This is a genomic window from Nostoc commune NIES-4072 (assembly GCF_003113895.1).
Classification (GTDB): domain Bacteria; phylum Cyanobacteriota; class Cyanobacteriia; order Cyanobacteriales; family Nostocaceae; genus Nostoc; species Nostoc commune.
This window is the reverse complement of sequence record NZ_BDUD01000001.1, coordinates 6,671,888-6,687,867: the sequence shown is the minus strand read 5'-3', so window position 1 is coordinate 6,687,867 and position 15,980 is coordinate 6,671,888. Positions and strand designations below refer to the sequence as shown.

The window sequence follows — 15,980 nt, the reverse complement described above, 5'->3', positions numbered from 1 at the left end:
CAGTAGTAACAATTTTCACTCACCACTGAAGTGCTTCTGGAATGCCTGCCTGCGTGCTGCCAGGGCGGCTGAAAATCCTTCTTTAAGCCGCTCTGCCTGATCTTCAGCATGGGAATTAGCACCCTCCTGTCGAGCAAGGCGCTGTAACGGGGCCGAAATAGCAATCCTCTCCTGCTCGTAAGTGCGTAGAGCAACACCGAGTTGTTCCCCATCACCTAGATCAGTACGGGCTAGAACTTTAGCCAAGGCTACCACATCCTGTATGGCCATAGTTGTGCCCAATCCCAACGATGGCCGCATCGGGTGGGCCGCATCACCCAGTAGGGTCACACGTCTCAAGTCCCCCCACTGCGGCACTGGTTCCCTGTCGAAGACACCAGTTTCGATGATGGTCTCAGGCTCAGTGGCTCTAATCACACTTTCAACCAGAGGGGGCCATTGCTCAAATATTTGCAGTACCGTCTCTAGCGCTGATGAACTTTTCGAGTGATTCAAACGTAGGGCTGTGCCACCCCAAGCAAGCAATTCCGTACCCGCATCCATTATCCAGAAGTTCTTTTTTTCTCCAACCACAAGTTGAAATCCAGCAGATTCAAGGAAGGGAGCGGTAAGTGAGGGCAAGTTTTCCCGTTTCACAATCCCCCTCCAAGTCATGGTTCCTGTATAAAGAGGGGCACCATCTGCAACGGTAATGCTTCTCACCACAGAGTTGTAACCGTCGGCACCAATTAAAAGTCGGGCACAGACATCTTCCTGGTCACGGAACTTCAAACGCAATTGCTCTTGACCCTGGACTGAAGTCCGAGTGAAACCGATGAGGGTATGGTTGAGATGAAGTGATACCGTCGCGGGCAGTGCTTTATAAAGACAGGTCTGTAGGTTATACCAGCATAGCCAGGTGAAGCCTGTCCCGGCAAGTGGGGATTCATCAGCGAAAAGAACCTCGCCATTTGGCCGCATCAATATCTGCTGTTTGGGATTCACTGCCAACAGCCGCACCTGCTGCGCCAGTTCGGCATCGATCTCCGCTAGGGCAGCATAGCCGGGATCACCCATCCCTAGAGCAGCGCCAATTGGTCGCAACAGGCGGGCTTGCTCAAAAACCCCGATCGAGAAGCCAAGTCGTGCTAAAGCATGAGCGGCACAGAGTCCACCTGGCCCCGCTCCAATGATTGCGACATCCAAGACATTATCGGTCGAATTGACTTCAATCATCCCGTTCACCTTGTTCCAAAGCATGACTATAGTGATTAATTTTCAACTGAGGAGCATGATCACATACGATACCAAAAAGTGGGTTCTGACTCAGGAAAAATGGGGCAATGCAGTGATTAATGTGAATAAATTTTTGCTAAAAAGTTGATAAAGTTAAAACCAATGGGCAGTGCCGTGCCTCTACGGGTGTACCTCACGTAAACAAGAACCGCTATAAGTAAGTTGGCACCATAAAACCAAACTGTGTGAAAAATATTCCATAATTTTGAATTTTAAATTGATTTATGACTAATTACACATTACAAGCAAGTCGAGAATGGTGGTCACAACAATGGCTAGATTTGCTAGATTCCTATCGGTTTAAAAAGCGTTTAGAACGTGCTAGAAACTATGCTCGTCAAGGGAATGTTTTGAGTATTGAATTTAAAGGTGCAAAAGTATTAGCTAGAGTACAAGGTAGTGAAGTAGAACCTTATAAAGTTTCCCTTTCCCTTGAACCTTTTAGCGATGAACAGTGGGGTTATGTAATTGAAAGCATGTCTCAAAAGGCAATTTTTGCTGCCAAATTACTAGCAGGAGAAATGCCACAAAATATAGAAGAAGTCTTTACTGCAAATGGTCTTTCGATATTTCCATTTACCCTCGGTGATGTCCAGAGTAAATGCTCTTGTCCTGATAAAGCAAATCCCTGTAAACACATTGGTGCGCTGTACTATCAGTTAGGCGATCGCTTCAGTGAAGACCCCTTTGTACTATTTCAATTGCGCGGACGCACCAAAGAGCAAATTATCAGCGATTTACGTCAATTACGTAGTGCCAAGATTCAGGTCAATACCACAGAAACGCCCGATATTCAACAGTCAATTTCTAATAATAAATACTCAGTAAAAATTGACTCTTTCTGGCAATACAATGAGCCACTAGAGTCATCATTAGTAGTGATTGCGCCTTCCACTAATGAGATGGTATTAAATGTATTAGGAGCAATCCCCCTAGCTAAGGAAGAGGAAAATGCAGTAAATTCAACTTCGAGTGATGTGGTAATGAAGTATTTGAATACAGTTTACAGAGATGTGAGTCAAAAGGCTTTTTTAGCAGCAATGAATGTGGGAGGAAGTTGATATTAATTCGTAATTCGTAATTACAGCATTTTTCATCTAGTTCCCTCCCCTTTATGAGGGGAGAGTTAGGGAGGGGTATTTTTGTACTTCATTAATTTGTAATCTGCTGTATTTTTCGTGAGATTGTTGTAATTTTAGTTTCAAACCAAAGTACTGTAGTTCAAAGAGCCATCTGCAAAGATAAAATTCTCAAAACCTGTTGTTGAGAGCGTAATCACATTTTTATTGTTATTGAAGCTAATGTTAGCTGGGTTTAGGGCATTGCCTGAAATTACACCAGAAAAAGTGAGTTCGGAGCGATTGAAAGCACTGAGGTCTAAGGTATCAAAACCTTTTCCACCATCTACAGTCCCAGTACCAAACCCTTTGAAGTAGTCATTTCCAGTGCCTAGATCAATACCGATACCGCCACCAATAGTAACTTTTTGCTGAACTTCATTGATGGTACTGGTGGCTGTAATAAAGTCATTGCCATCACCAGTCCGGATCGTTCCTTGTCCAAAAATGCCTATGGCAGTACCAGTAGGATTCCCATAATTACTATCAATTGTTGTGCTAGCAAGTCCCGTAAGGATGTCACAACCATTGCCAGTATCAATTACTCCATCGTTGGAGATGCCTATGACGATGAGGTCGGGGACTAAACCTTTGCCAGAACCAGTAATTGTGTCGTTACCCTGCCCTGTGGTGATGGTGGCACCTTTCATGTTCTGGATGCCAGTTCCATCATTAATTTTGTCGTCAAAGTTGCCAGTAGAAGTGCCAGTGCCTATGATCGTGTCTTCTCCGTCTCCGGTATCCAGTTTCTTACTGTTAATAACGCCAGTTCCAGTACCTGTACCTGTACCAGTGCCTGCGATCGTGTCATTTCCGGCCCCAGTATTGAGATTACCATTATTGCTGATGCCAGTCCCTACACCGCCAGTGCCGAGTATAATTCCATTGCCGGGAATGCTGGCAATACCGATGCCTGCGATCGTGTCATTTCCGGCCCCAGTATTGAGATTACCATTATTGCTGATGCCAGTCCCTACACCGCCATTGCCGATCAAAATCCCGCTACCGGGAATGCCTGCAATACCGATGCCTGTGATCGTGTCTTTTCCCTCTCCGGTATCCAGTTGTCCAGTGTTGCTGATTCCAGTCCCAAATCCACTATAACCGCCATAGCGGCTGTCATTACCAGTGCCGCCCTGACCTGTGCCCGCGATCGTGTCATTGCCCAACCCAGTATTCAGTTTGCCACTGTTGCTGATGCCAGTCCCTGTACCGCCACCGCCGCCAGCCGTGAAATAACCGCCGCCGTTGCCGCCGTTGCCGCCAGTGCCATTGCTGATGATAGTGTCATTGCCCAACCCAGTATTCAGTTTGCCACTGTTGCTGATGCCAGTCCCTGTACCGCCACCGCCGCCATTAGTGCCAGAATCAACAGTAGGCTCATCCGTGCCGTTGCCTCCAAGACCCCCAATACCGTTGCTGATGATATCGTCGTCGCCCGACCCAGCATTCAGATTGCCATTATTGCTGATGCCGATTCCAGCACCGCCTTCGCTGCCATTGACGTTCTTACCGATAGCACCATCAGCCCCTTTACCGCTAGTGCCGTTGCCTTTAATGGTGTCCAATCCTAAGCCTGTATCAATGAAACCTCCAGTTAAAATATCAATCCCGATTGCTGGAAATTTATTTAAATCTTCCCCTACGATTGTGTCGTCACCAGCAGTACCTGTAAAATTGGGTGGAACTGTAAGTCTAGGCATAATTAAAATTCTCTAAATTTAAAACAGAGATGTGAGCTAGAAAGCTTTTTTAGCAGCAATGAATGTGGAAGAAAGTTGATACCAATTCGTAATTCCTAATTATTTTTCCTGAGATTGTTGTAGTTTTAGTTTCAGACCAAAGTGCTGTAGGACAAAGAGCCATCTGCAAAGATAAAATTCTCAAAGCCTGTTGTGGAGAGCGTAATCACATTTTTATTGTTATTGAAGCTGATGTTAGCTGGGTTTAGGGCATTGCCCGAAATTACACCAGAAAAAGTGAGTTCAGAGCGATTGAAAGCACTGAGGTCTAAGGTATCAAAACCTTTTCCACCATCCACAGTCCCAGTACCAAACCCTTTGAAGTAGTCATTTCCAGTGCCTAGATCAATGTTGATACCGCCACCAATAGTAACTTTTTGTTGAAGTTCATTGATGGTACTGGTGGATGTAATAAAGTCATTGCCATCACCAGTCTTGATAGTTCCTTTTCCATAAATGCCATAAGCAGCACCACCAATTGTTGCTGTAGCCTGCCCGGTAAGGATGTCACAACCATTCCCCTGATCAATTACTCCGTCGTTGAAAATGCCGTATGCAGTGCCATTTGCGCCTGGTATTTTGCCAGTACCACCTCTGCCCCCCTGACCAGTGCCGGTGATAGTGTCATTCCCATCCCCTGCATTCAGATTGCCACTGTTACTAATACCTGTTCCAGTGCCACCATTACCGCCATTACTGTCATAACCGCCATTACTGCCATTACCGCCATTACCGCCGATACCAGTGCCAGTAATAGTGTCATTCCCATCCCCTGCATTCAGATTGCCACTATTACTAATACCTGTTCCGGTGCAGCCATTAGCGCGGTTACTATAGTAATCGCCTTTTTCGCTGTTAGCGCCGATACCAGTGCCGGTGATAGTGTCATTGCCATCGCCAGTCCGGATCGTTCCTTGTCCAAAAATGCCTATGGCACTACCACTGTCATAGGGAACACCACCAATTGTTGTACTAGCAAATCCTGTAATGATGTCACAACCACTGCCAGTATCAATTACCCCATCGTTAGAGATGCCTCTGACGGTAAGGTTGTAGGCTAAACCGTTGCCAGAACCAGTAATTGTGTCGTTGCCCTGTCCTGTGGTGATGGTAGCACCTTTCATGTTCTGGATGCCAATTTCATTAATTTTGTCGTCCAAGAAGCTCCCAGTACCAGTGCCAGTGCCTACGATCGCGTCTTCTCCGTCTCCGGTATCCAGTTGCCCAGTGTTGCTGATGCCAGTTCCAGCACCGCCACCGCCATAGCTATAGTCACCAGTACCAGTGCCAGTGCCAGTGATCGTGTCATTTCCTGAGCCTGTATTGAGACTGCCATTATTGCTGATGCCAATCCCGACACCGCCTTCGCCGGGTCCAACTCCAGTACCGGGAATGCCCCCTATACCGATGCCAGCGATCGTGTCATTTCCGTCTCCAGTATCCAGCTGCCCAGTGTTGCTGATACCTATCCCAAATCCGCCCTTGCCGGGATAGCGACTGCCAGCACCAATGCCGCCCTTACCAGTGCCAGTGATCGTGTCATTGCCCAACCCAGTATTCAGTTTGCCACTGTTACTGATGCCAGTCCCAAATCCACCGCCGCCGCCAAAGGGAAAGAAACCGCCGCCGTTGCCGCCGTTGCCGCCAGTGCCATTGCTGATGATAGTATCGTTTCCCAACCCAGTATTAAGGATGCCAATGTTACTGATGCCTGTCCCTGCACCGCCGTTGCCGCCTTGATTGCCAGAATAATCAACAGTAAAATCATCCGCGCCGTTGCCTCCACGACCCCCAATACCCTTGCTGATGATATCGTCGTCGCCCGACCCAGCATTCAGATTGCCATTATTGCTGATGCCGATTCCAGCACCGCCTTCGCTGCCATTGACGTTCTTACCGATAGCACCATCAGCCCCTTTACCGCTAGTGCCGTTGCCTTTAATGGTGTCCAATCCTAGGCCTGTATCAATGAAACCTCCAGTTAAAATATCAATCCCAATTGCTGGAAATTTATTTAAATCTTCCCCAATTAAAGTGTCAGAATCAGTAGTGCCTGTGAAATTGGGTGGAACCGTAAATCTAGGCATAATTAAAACTCCTGAAATTTAGATTACTAGGACTTACGCATTGACAAAATTCAACTTATGTCAGTTAACTCGGTTCTGGTTACTGAACAGAAGTTAAGCTCAAAGAGCTTAACTTCCTATCATCTTTATAGGTTTGAGATCTATCAACTTATTCACTTATAGGGGAGAAAAAAGGCAGCAAATCGCTGACAAATTTGATGTCCGCAATAGCACACAATAGCCTATTTGTAAAGTGCGTAAGTCCTAGTAGAGTATTTTGAATTCTAAATTCTGTATCTGACTCCTTTTTATTGTCCAAACTCAAGCCTAGCCTCTTCTACCAAATCAGCTGTCACAACCTCTTGCTGTGCTTCACGAGCCAGCTGTTCAATTCTGGCTTTAGCTTGAGAGCGGACAAAAAAGGGAATATTTTGTAACTTTTCTTTAGCTTCAGATGTCCATCGCAGAGCATCAATAAAATTAGAGTCGCTCATAGTATTAATTACCTTGGTAAGCCGCTCACTTTAATCAATAGATGACTAATTTTCCTATAAAAAAAGCCCTTGCTTTTATGCAAGAGCCTCTAAATTATTTAGTAGTCAGTGATGAAATAAACTTTACAACCTAATCTAGGTCGTCCATAAACATCACTGGCTCAGTCTCACGGTTAATTCCTTTCTCAAAACCACCAGCCGCAGCTCGTGCGCGACCAGCGTGCCACAAGTGACCAACTAGGAAGAAGAATCCTAGTACGAAGTGAGAAGTCGCCAACCAAGCGCGAGGAGATACGTAGTTGAAGGAGTTAATTTCAGTAGCCACACCACCCACAGAGTTCAAAGAACCTAGAGGAGCATGGGTCATGTATTCAGCAGCGCGACGAGCTTGCCAAGGCTGAATATCGTTCTTGATTTTTTCCAAATCAAGACCATTGGGGCCACGTAGAGGCTCCAACCAAGGTCCACGGAAATCCCAGAAGCGCATGGTTTCACCACCGAAGATGATTTCACCTGTTGGAGAACGCATCAGGTATTTACCTAGACCTGTGGGACCTTGAGCAGAACCGACGTTAGCACCCAAGCGTTGGTCACGAATCAAGAAGGTCAAAGCCTGAGCTTGAGAAGCTTCTGGGCCAGTAGGGCCGTAGAATTCGCTGGGGTAAACGGTGTTGTTAAACCAAACATAGATGGAGGCAATGAAGCCCATCAACGACAGAGCGCCCAAGCTGTAGGAGAGGTAAGCCTCACCAGACCAGATGGATGCACGACGTGACCAAGCAAAAGGCTTGGTAAGAATGTGGAAAATACCGCCAGCAATACAGATAAAGGCAATCCAGATGTGACCACCGACCACATCTTCCAAGTTATCGACGCTGACAATCCAGCCTTCGCCACCGAAAGGAGACTTGAGTACATAACCGAAGATAACTGCTGGGTTCAGTGTAGGATTAGTAATAATCCGAACGTCACCACCGCCTGGCGCCCAGGTGTCATACAAACCACCAAAGAACATTGCCTTTAGTACCAACAGCAGCGCACCGCATCCCAAAATAATCAGGTGGAACCCGATGATGTTGGTCATCTTGTTCTTGTCTTTCCAGTCGTAACCAAAGAAAGAAGAGTATTCTTCTAAGGTTTCTGGGCCACGAACGGCATGATAGATACCGCCAAAGCCAAGGACGGCTGAGGAAATTAAGTGGAGTACACCAACCACAAAGTAGGGGAAGGTATCGATAACTTCACCACCAGCACCAACGCCCCAACCTTGGGTAGCAAGGTGAGGTAACAGGATCAAGCCCTGTTCGTACATGGGCTTTTCGGGAATGAAGTGAGCGACTTCAAACAAAGTCATCGCTCCAGCCCAGAATACAATCAAACCAGCGTGGGCAACGTGAGCACCCAGTAGTTTGCCAGACAGATTGATTAAACGCGCGTTACCAGACCACCAGGCAAAGCCAGTGGATTCTTGGTCACGTCCAGTACCGCCTAATATATTTGGTCTATTAGAGAGCGTTACCACGTGGTAATACCTCCTCAGGGAATACAAATTGTTCGTGGGGTTGATCTTGAGGAGCCATCCAAGCGCGGATACCCTCGTTAAGCAAAATGTTTTTGGTATAGAAGGTTTCAAACTCAGGGTCTTCCGCCGCCCGCAATTCTTGGGAGACGAAATCATAAGCCCGCAGGTTGAGTGCCAAACCGACGATGCCGACGGCGCTCATCCACAAGCCTGTGACTGGCACGAACAACATGAAGAAGTGCAACCAGCGTTTGTTAGAGAAAGCAATACCGAAAATCTGTGACCAGAAACGGTTTGCTGTCACCATTGAGTAGGTTTCTTCAGACTGGGTTGGATTGAAGGCGCGGAAGGTGTTAGCACCATCTCCGTCTTCAAACAAGGTATTTTCCACTGTGGCTCCGTGAATGGCACACAACAAAGCACCACCCAATACACCCGCAACACCCATCATGTGGAAGGGGTTGAGTGTCCAGTTGTGGAACCCTTGCAGGAATAATAGGAACCGGAAAATAGCAGCTACGCCAAAGCTAGGTGCAAAGAACCATGACGATTGTCCCAAGGGGTACATCAGGAATACACTGACGAATACTGCAATGGGAGCGGAAAAGGCCAGGGCGTTGTAAGGACGGATACCTACTAGACGAGCAATTTCAAATTGGCGCAACATGAAGCCAATCAAACCAAAGGCTCCGTGCAAAGCCACAAATGGCCACAAACCACCCAATTGGAACCAACGGGTAAGGTTGCCTTGAGCTTCTGGGCCCCACAAAAGCAATAGGGAATGTCCCATGCTGTCGGCGGGGGTGGATACTGCCACTGTTAGGAAGTTACAGCCTTCTAGGTAGGAGGAGGCTAACCCGTGGGTGTACCAAGAGGTGACGAAGGTGGTACCGGTCAGCCAACCGCCTAGTGCTAGGAAGGCGCAAGGAAACAATAGTATCCCTGACCAACCTACGAATACGAAGCGATCGCGCTTGAGCCAGTCGTCTAATACGTCAAACCACCCTCTACTAGGGGCGCGTCCAACTGCGATGGTCATCGGACTAAAATCCTCTTTTTACTAAAATTGCAACGTTTCTAAGACAGTGCGGAGAGCCAGTGTAACCGACTGCCGTGAGGAATTAACGTTTTTTTTGACAATCTCAACAGCGTCAAAGCAACTGAGATTCTGAGAGAAAAGCTGATTAATGAGATCAGCTTTTCTCTTTCTCTATGCCATTACACGTACCATCGGCTAGTAATCTAGCTTGTGGTAACTTAATGATTCTTAACTTATCATACTACTCAGGGTTTTTGCCTGATACACAGAAGCAAATTAGTCATGAAACACAAACCTTATAAATAATATGAATATCAGAAATTTTACAATTTGACACAACTTTTCTCAGAAATGTAAAAAAATTTAGTCTACCTTGACATAGATAGGGAACTCATTCCCAAATGGTGAAAAACAGTCAGGGAGCAGGCAAGAAAGAGGATAAAGGGGCAGGCAAAGCAGGGGGAGAAAAAAATTACCGAACAATAAGCCTCTTTGCTCAAGAGCCTCCCCTGCTGATCCCAACCGCATTTGGAAAAAAAAATTTATCAGCCATTGAGTGAAGAAATTTAAGACTTAGTGCCTTAACAAATTATATAAGTAGCAGGAACAGGGAAGGGGGCGGTTGAGTTTTTGTCAACAATGTTTGGTAAAATGTGGATGGTTACTTCGCCGCCACAGTCGTTGATACACCTCTAGAAATAACTATGTGAAACGTTGGACAAGGGGAAAGGAAGTTGGCACATCTTGACTAATACAAATAGCTTAAGTGGTTTGTCCCTTAGTGCAAGTAAGCCATCATCCGGGACAGTAAAATTTGTAGGGTACAGGGTAAAAAATTCATCGTCTACGGTAAAGTATACCGTGGGCTTAAAACAGAGCTTCAGTGCCTCCTAAGCAATAGCTAGATTGGTATAGAAGCACACACTCTATGCAAGAGCATTAAGTGTGCAAGTATGTGACAGCAAGTATCTCACGGGGCAATGGTAGTTCAATGACGGCATCAACAACGATTAACAAAGGCGATCGCCTCCTGCATCAAAATGTTCTCGGTTCTCGTCGGTTCAGTAATTACTGCTGGGCAACTATCGTTACGTTGGGAGCAAGCGGCTTTTTATTAGCTGGGATATCCAGTTACTTAAAAGTTAATTTACTCATAGTTTCCGATCCAACTCAACTGGTATTCGTCCCCCAAGGATTGGTGATGGGTTTATATGGCACTGCTGGCTTGCTATTAGCCACATATCTATGGCTAGTAATTTTATGGGACGTAGGAGGCGGTTACAATGAATTTAATCAGGAAACTGGCACAATTAAAATATTCCGTTGGGGATTTCCTGGCAAAAACCGCCGAATTGAGATTGACGGCCGCATTGAAGATGTTCAGTCAGTGCGAATAGCCGTCAAAGAAGGTCTTAATCCTCTTCGCGCCCTCTATCTACGCATTAAGGGCCGGCGAGATATACCCTTAACACGGGTTGGACAACCGTTATCTTTAACAGAGTTGGAAACAGAAGGCGCAAAATTAGCCCGCTTTTTGGGAGTGTCATTAGAAGGACTTTAAGGGAGTAGGGAGTGGGGATAAGGGAGCAGGGGGAGCAGGGGAAGAAGAATTCTTGATCAATGACCAATTCCCAATTCCCAATTCCCAATGCCCAATGACCCACGAAACGATAAGATACTCTGGTTAAATCGGTAACAGGCAATGCGGTTAAAAATTTCACAATTTTTGCTTTCTCTTGCGCTCATCAGTGCTTTGATGTTGGGAGGATGTTCAACACAGCAAGTCGCTTCTAATACATCTTCTCCAATCTCGACAGCTACCTCGACCATAAACGAGGCAAGCAGCAAGACAACTACTGAAGCAACATCTTCATCTCAAACTAATAGTGATATTCCTGGACTAGCAGATTTACCACGTCTTGATGGCAAGGCTACTGTAGTACTTACGGTTAAAGGTTCGCCGATTACTATCGAAGTAGATGGCACTGATGCCCCTATTACAGCCGGCAACTTCGTAGATTTAGTGCAGAAGGGTGTATACGATGGTTTAGTTTTCCATCGAGTTGTACGGGAACCCCAACCATTTGTTGTTCAAGGGGGCGATCCACAAAGTAAAGACCCGAAAGTTTCAGCAGATAGACTGGGAACAGGTAGCTATATTGACCCAAAAACGGGAAATGCTCGTTATATACCTTTAGAAATTAAGGTGAAAGGTTCAGATACTCCGATTTACAATAAACCCTTTGATGCTACTGCTCAACCGGTCGTATTGCCCCATAAACAGGGTGCAGTAGCGATGGCGCGATCGCAAGCACCAGACTCCGCTTCTGCCCAGTTTTACTTTGCTTTAGCAGATTTGGCATTCCTAGATGGTAACTATGCTGTGTTTGGCAATGTCACTCAAGGCTTTGATGTAGTGAACAAAATTCAGCAAGGCGATCGCATTGACTCCGCTAAAGTCACACAAGGTGCTGAAAATCTGAAAATACCAGGGAAGTAGAGGAAGAGGGCAGGGGGAAAATAACTACTAACTCCTGTACAGACGCGATTAATCGCGTCTGTACTCCTAACTATTAACTCCTAAATTGGCAAAGGTTGTTGTCACTGGTATTGGTTTAATTTCTGCCTTGGGTGGAAACTTAGAAGATAGCTGGCAAAATTTGCTAGCAGGTAAATCTGGAATTCGATTACATCAACCTTTTCCAGAATTTACACCACTTCCTCTAGGTTTGATTGGTCAACAACCATCTGAATTGACAATGTTAACTCAGATGGTTGTAGCTTCTGCTTTGCAAGATTCTGGGTTAGTTTCACATGTACCTGATTGTGCTGTAGTCATTGGATCGAGTCGCTCTTATCAAGCGTCTTGGGAAATCATGGCGCGGCAAATGTATAAAGACGCAGCGAATTTACCCATGTCCTCTTTTGGAAATTGGCTACATACATTACCTCACATGAATGCGATCGCAACTGCAAGACAAATCGGTGCATCAGGTATAGTTTTAGCACCGATGGCGGCTTGTGCAACTGGAATTTGGGCGATCGCTCAAGCAGCTTTGCTTATCCAAACTGGGCAATGTCAACAGGCGATCGCAGGTGCAGTGGAAGCGCCGATTACACCCCTAACTTTGGCTGGTTTTCAGCAGATGGGTGCTTTGGCGAAAACTGGAGCTTATCCCTTTGATTTGCACCGAGAAGGCTTAGTGTTAGGCGAAGGCGCAGCTGTGTTTGTCTTGGAATCAGCAGAGTTGGCAAAACAGCGTCAAGCAAAAGTGTATGGTGAAATTCTCGGTTTTGGCTTAACTAACGACGCATATCATGCTAATTCACCAGAACCTGAAGGTGAAAGTGCGATCGCTGCTATCAAACAATGTCTAGAACGTAGTTGCCTCTCACCAACTGATATTGATTACATTCATGCTCATGGCACAGCTACCCAGCTAAACGACCAAATGGAGAGCATGGTAATCCAGCGTTTGTTTCCCCAAGGGGTGGCAGTTAGTTCCACTAAGGGAAGCTCGGGCCACACATTAGGAGCATCTGGAGCTTTAGGTGTGGCTTTTTCCCTTATGGCATTAAAGCATCAAATTTTACCCCCTTGTGTAGGGTTGCAGCAGCCAGAGTTTGATTTAGATATCGTTACATCTGCACGTTTAAGTAAAATTAGGCAGGTACTATGTTGCAGTTTTGGCTTTGGGGGACAGAATGCAGCGATCGTACTAGCAAGGTAAAAACTTGTCAGTTTAACTATCTGACCAACATTATATATAAGTTTTACTTAAGTCTTTGCTCTTGATATATAATTATCCTGCTTTTGCAGCTTTAGCAGGATATAAAAAATAAAACTGTAACAAAAACTACAAAATACCTATTTTTATAAAAAAAAGGATAAGCTAAATACAGATGATATCCGGTTCGTAAAGATACCGTGATTAGGAGAAAATTTTATGATTTCAAAATCTCTGTTGCTGCCAGAACCTGCTTCTCCAGCGCATATATGCCCATTTGATCAAGCATGTAGCTACTTAGAAGCGGCAGCTAAAGAATTAAATTTAAATCAAGGTTTGCTAGAAATTCTCAGCCATCCGCGTAAGGTTGTGACAGTTTCCATTCCCGTGAAATTAGATAATGGAGAAATACAGGTTCTTGCTGGACACCGAGTGCAGCACTCCGATGTTTTAGGCCCCTACAAGGGTGGAACCCGTTACCATCCAGCTGTGACATTGCGCGAAGTATCTGCTCTAGCAATGCTGATGACCTGGAAATGTGCTTTGTTAGGTATTCCTTACGGTGGTGGCAAGGGTGGCATTCCCATAGACCCAAAACGCTACAGTGTTGGCGAACTAGAGCGAATCACCCGCCGTTATATCAGCGAGTTGATTAAAGATATTGGGCCTGCTGTAGATATTCCTGCCCCAGATATGGGTACTTCGTCCCGTGAGATGGCTTGGATGATGGACACTTACTCTGTGAATGTCGGTCATGCTGTACCAGGGGTTGTAACTGGGAAACCGCTTTCTATTGGTGGTTCACTGGGACGAGAAATGGCAACCGGACGTGGCGTGATGATTATTATCCGTGAGGCGCTGGCACAGCAAGGTAAATCCTTAGCAGGTATGCGAGTAGCTATTCAGGGTTTCGGTAACGTTGGTAGTGCCGCAGCAGAATTATTACATCAAGCAGGCGCAAAAGTTATTGCTGTTTCAACCGGTGCTGGTGGAATATTTTCCGAAGTTGGTCTTGATATTCCCAGGTTGAAAGTCTATGCTGCTGAAAATCGCAAGAGTATTATAGGTTTCCCGCAATCTGTACCAATTAGCAATGCAGATTTATTAACTTTGCCCTGCGATGTTTTAATACCGGCAGCTTTAGAAAACCAAATCACTGAAGAAAATGTAAATCAAGTGCAAGCACGAATTGTCGCAGAAGCGGCTAATGGGCCGATTACCCTTGAGGCTAACTTGGCGTTAGAGGCGCGGGGTGTGACAGTGCTACCCGATATATTGGCGAATGCTGGCGGTGTGGTAGTCAGTTATTTAGAGTGGGTGCAGGGCCTTTCCTACGTATTTTGGGATGAGGAACGTGTCAACCGCGAAATGGAGCATTTGATGGTACAAGCTTACCATCGGGTGATTCAGCAGTCGGAGGTACGGCAAATTCCTCTGCGATTAGCTGCTTACACTTTAGGGGTAGGTAGAGTGGCTCAGGCGCTGATTGACAGAGGTCTTTATCCTTAATATTTGGCAATATTTCACCCCGGCATAGACAGCAGTTTTTAATTGAATAAAAAACATATAAGGGCATAACAATAATATTGTGCCCTTATATGTTATGAATAACCAGTATTTCTGTTAAGCGATCGCTACAAAATAACTAGTACTAAGTGTCTGTTCTCTGACAATCATCCACTTAGTACATTCTTTATTTCACCAAACTTGATTTTGTGCCACTTCACCAAAAATTAATATTAGTAATTATTGCCCAGAAGGTGCAGCAGCATGAATTAAGTCTGGCTTCTCGTCACTAGGAGGACGCTCAATAGTTTGATCCGATGTGGGACGTTGATGGCGTAGTTTACCGCCGTAGGCATCGCTAGTTTGAATCTGCACAGGTTTACCCGTCTCAATTGACTCGTAAAGCGCTTGAATAATCGAAACATCAATCAATCCTTCCGTCCCAGATGGTTCTGGGTCTTTATCTTCGAGAATACAATCAGAGAAATAGGTAAATTCAGCCGCTAGTTGATCGTGATCCTCAAAGGTACGCTCCTGAGTTTCACCATTAATTGTCAGGTAATGCTTGATTTCTCCCTGCCAAGGATATGCAGGATTTACTCGTAAATCGCCTTGAGTACCGACAATCTGATAGGTTGAAACACTTGCCCCTCCAAAGCTACAGGTAAATGTTGCCAATCGCTCATTCGGGAAACGCAAAATAACGCTAGCCATTTCTTCCACTTCGCTGAAGCGTTGTTCTCCATTATTGGCAGCTACGGCAAATACTTCAATTGGTTCATCTTGAAATAGATAACGTGCAGCATTCAGGCAATAGATACCAATATCATAGAGCGTCCCACCACCAGTAACATCTCGTAAACGAATATTGCCTTCTTCTACTTGCTGAGTAAAAACCGAGTTGAAAATTCGTGGTTCACCAATTTGCTTTGAACGCAAAACTTCTACTGCTTGTAAATTGGCTTCTTCTAAATGTAAACGATAGGCAATCATCAGCTTCACATTATTGTCATTGGCAGCTTTAATCATTGCCTCACACTCTTGTTCAGTCACTGCCATCGGCTTTTCACATAACACATGAATTGCCTGATTAGCAGCCCGCACAGTATAGTCGCAATGCAAGTGATTCGGCAGCGCAATATAAACTGCATCAATCTCGCCACTTGCCAAACAGTTCTCATACTCCTCGTAAGAGTAAGTATGATGTATACCATACTTTTTGCTCAGTTCTTCGTTTTTAGTGGGGTCATCTGAAACTAGTGCCACTAATTCTGAGTTTTCGGTGTTGGCAAACGAAGGTAAAGCAGCTTCTTGGGCAAACCAACCTAAACCAACAACGGCGTAACGAATTTTGCGCTTATCATTTGTAGCAGTCATTATTCTACTCCTTGATGAAGAATACTTTGGTGATTTAAATGCACTCATTACGTGCAAATCAGAGTTAACTGTTTATGCAAGATATTGGAGAAAATTGCATTATTACATTGCTA

General features: G+C 45.4%; 13 protein-coding genes. 6 read left to right on the top strand and 7 right to left on the bottom strand.

The genetic code is table 11. The features are described from left to right. Nucleotides 1-15: 15 nt before the first annotated feature. Nucleotides 16-1,215, bottom strand: coding sequence for an FAD-dependent oxidoreductase (locus tag CDC33_RS29970; protein WP_109012755.1), 1,200 nt, complete (start codon nucleotides 1,213-1,215; stop codon nucleotides 16-18). Between the two features lie 284 nt (nucleotides 1,216-1,499). Between CDC33_RS29970 and CDC33_RS29965 the strand changes: the two genes are divergently transcribed. After that, nucleotides 1,500-2,336 (top strand): SWIM zinc finger family protein, encoded by an 837-nt coding sequence (locus CDC33_RS29965; RefSeq protein ID WP_109012015.1) that lies wholly within the window; start codon nucleotides 1,500-1,502, stop codon nucleotides 2,334-2,336. Between the two features lie 140 nt (nucleotides 2,337-2,476). On the opposite strand, the gene CDC33_RS29960 is transcribed toward CDC33_RS29965, so the two are convergent. The 5 genes from CDC33_RS29960 to psbD all read right to left on the bottom strand — a co-directional run bounded on the left by CDC33_RS29960 (nucleotide 2,477) and on the right by psbD (nucleotide 9,256). Continuing rightward, entirely contained in the window at nucleotides 2,477-4,096 is a 1,620-nt protein-coding gene (locus tag CDC33_RS29960; protein ID WP_109012014.1) for a beta strand repeat-containing protein, read from the bottom strand. A gap of 131 nt (nucleotides 4,097-4,227) precedes the next feature. Further along, nucleotides 4,228-6,222: a beta strand repeat-containing protein gene (locus CDC33_RS29955; protein ID WP_109012013.1), complete on the bottom strand. Its 1,995-nt coding sequence runs from the start codon at nucleotides 6,220-6,222 to the stop codon at nucleotides 4,228-4,230. Nucleotides 6,223-6,509: 287 nt separating this feature from the next. Beyond that, on the bottom strand, nucleotides 6,510-6,695 hold the full coding sequence (locus tag CDC33_RS29950; protein ID WP_109012012.1) for a PCP reductase family protein: 186 nt from the start codon (nucleotides 6,693-6,695) through the stop codon (nucleotides 6,510-6,512). A gap of 130 nt (nucleotides 6,696-6,825) precedes the next feature. Further along, nucleotides 6,826-8,217, bottom strand: a complete 1,392-nt coding sequence (gene psbC, locus CDC33_RS29945; protein WP_109012011.1) for a photosystem II reaction center protein CP43 — start codon at nucleotides 8,215-8,217, stop codon at nucleotides 6,826-6,828. Beyond that, nucleotides 8,201-9,256, bottom strand: a complete 1,056-nt coding sequence (psbD, locus tag CDC33_RS29940) for a photosystem II D2 protein (photosystem q(a) protein) (protein WP_100900373.1) — start codon at nucleotides 9,254-9,256, stop codon at nucleotides 8,201-8,203. The genes psbC and psbD overlap by 17 nt, the downstream gene beginning before the upstream one ends. A 401-nt stretch (nucleotides 9,257-9,657) precedes the next feature. On the opposite strand from psbD, the gene CDC33_RS39245 reads away from it, so the two are divergent. The 5 genes from CDC33_RS39245 (at nucleotide 9,658) to CDC33_RS29920 (ending at nucleotide 14,493) form a co-directional block, all read left to right on the top strand. After that, nucleotides 9,658-9,816, top strand: a complete 159-nt coding sequence (locus CDC33_RS39245; protein WP_181374174.1) for a hypothetical protein — start codon at nucleotides 9,658-9,660, stop codon at nucleotides 9,814-9,816. Between the two features lie 431 nt (nucleotides 9,817-10,247). Continuing rightward, entirely contained in the window at nucleotides 10,248-10,817 is a 570-nt protein-coding gene (locus CDC33_RS29935) for a photosystem I assembly protein Ycf4 (protein ID WP_109012010.1), read from the top strand. Nucleotides 10,818-10,958: 141 nt separating this feature from the next. Next, nucleotides 10,959-11,756, top strand: coding sequence for a peptidylprolyl isomerase (locus CDC33_RS29930; protein WP_109012009.1), 798 nt, complete (start codon nucleotides 10,959-10,961; stop codon nucleotides 11,754-11,756). Nucleotides 11,757-11,841: 85 nt separating this feature from the next. Then, nucleotides 11,842-12,987 carry a beta-ketoacyl-ACP synthase gene (locus CDC33_RS29925; protein WP_109012008.1) on the top strand — a complete coding sequence of 382 codons (1,146 nt, stop codon included), beginning with the start codon at nucleotides 11,842-11,844 and terminating at the stop codon, nucleotides 12,985-12,987. A 216-nt stretch (nucleotides 12,988-13,203) separates the two neighbouring features. After that, nucleotides 13,204-14,493: a Glu/Leu/Phe/Val family dehydrogenase gene (locus CDC33_RS29920; protein WP_109012007.1), complete on the top strand. Its 1,290-nt coding sequence runs from the start codon at nucleotides 13,204-13,206 to the stop codon at nucleotides 14,491-14,493. Between the two features lie 237 nt (nucleotides 14,494-14,730). Here the strand turns inward: CDC33_RS29920 and CDC33_RS29915 are convergent, their stop codons facing one another. Continuing rightward, nucleotides 14,731-15,867 (bottom strand): Gfo/Idh/MocA family protein, encoded by a 1,137-nt coding sequence (locus CDC33_RS29915; protein WP_109012006.1) that lies wholly within the window; start codon nucleotides 15,865-15,867, stop codon nucleotides 14,731-14,733. Between the last annotated feature and the right edge of the window lie 113 nt (nucleotides 15,868-15,980).

Excerpts from the sequence above, each read along its gene's own strand:
- CDC33_RS29970 (WP_109012755.1), bottom strand. The coding sequence starts at position 1,215 with ATGATTGAAGTCAATTCGACCGATAATGTCTTGGATGTCGCAATCATT.
- CDC33_RS29965 (WP_109012015.1), top strand. The coding sequence starts at position 1,500 with ATGACTAATTACACATTACAAGCAAGTCGAGAATGGTGGTCACAACAA.
- CDC33_RS29960 (WP_109012014.1), bottom strand. The coding sequence starts at position 4,096 with ATGCCTAGACTTACAGTTCCACCCAATTTTACAGGTACTGCTGGTGAC.
- CDC33_RS29955 (WP_109012013.1), bottom strand. The coding sequence starts at position 6,222 with ATGCCTAGATTTACGGTTCCACCCAATTTCACAGGCACTACTGATTCT.
- CDC33_RS29950 (WP_109012012.1), bottom strand. The coding sequence starts at position 6,695 with ATGAGCGACTCTAATTTTATTGATGCTCTGCGATGGACATCTGAAGCT.
- psbD (WP_100900373.1), bottom strand. The coding sequence starts at position 9,256 with ATGACCATCGCAGTTGGACGCGCCCCTAGTAGAGGGTGGTTTGACGTA.
- CDC33_RS39245 (WP_181374174.1), top strand. The coding sequence starts at position 9,658 with ATGGTGAAAAACAGTCAGGGAGCAGGCAAGAAAGAGGATAAAGGGGCA.
- CDC33_RS29935 (WP_109012010.1), top strand. The coding sequence starts at position 10,248 with ATGACGGCATCAACAACGATTAACAAAGGCGATCGCCTCCTGCATCAA.
- CDC33_RS29930 (WP_109012009.1), top strand. The coding sequence starts at position 10,959 with ATGCGGTTAAAAATTTCACAATTTTTGCTTTCTCTTGCGCTCATCAGT.
- CDC33_RS29920 (WP_109012007.1), top strand. The coding sequence starts at position 13,204 with ATGATTTCAAAATCTCTGTTGCTGCCAGAACCTGCTTCTCCAGCGCAT.
- CDC33_RS29915 (WP_109012006.1), bottom strand. The coding sequence starts at position 15,867 with ATGACTGCTACAAATGATAAGCGCAAAATTCGTTACGCCGTTGTTGGT.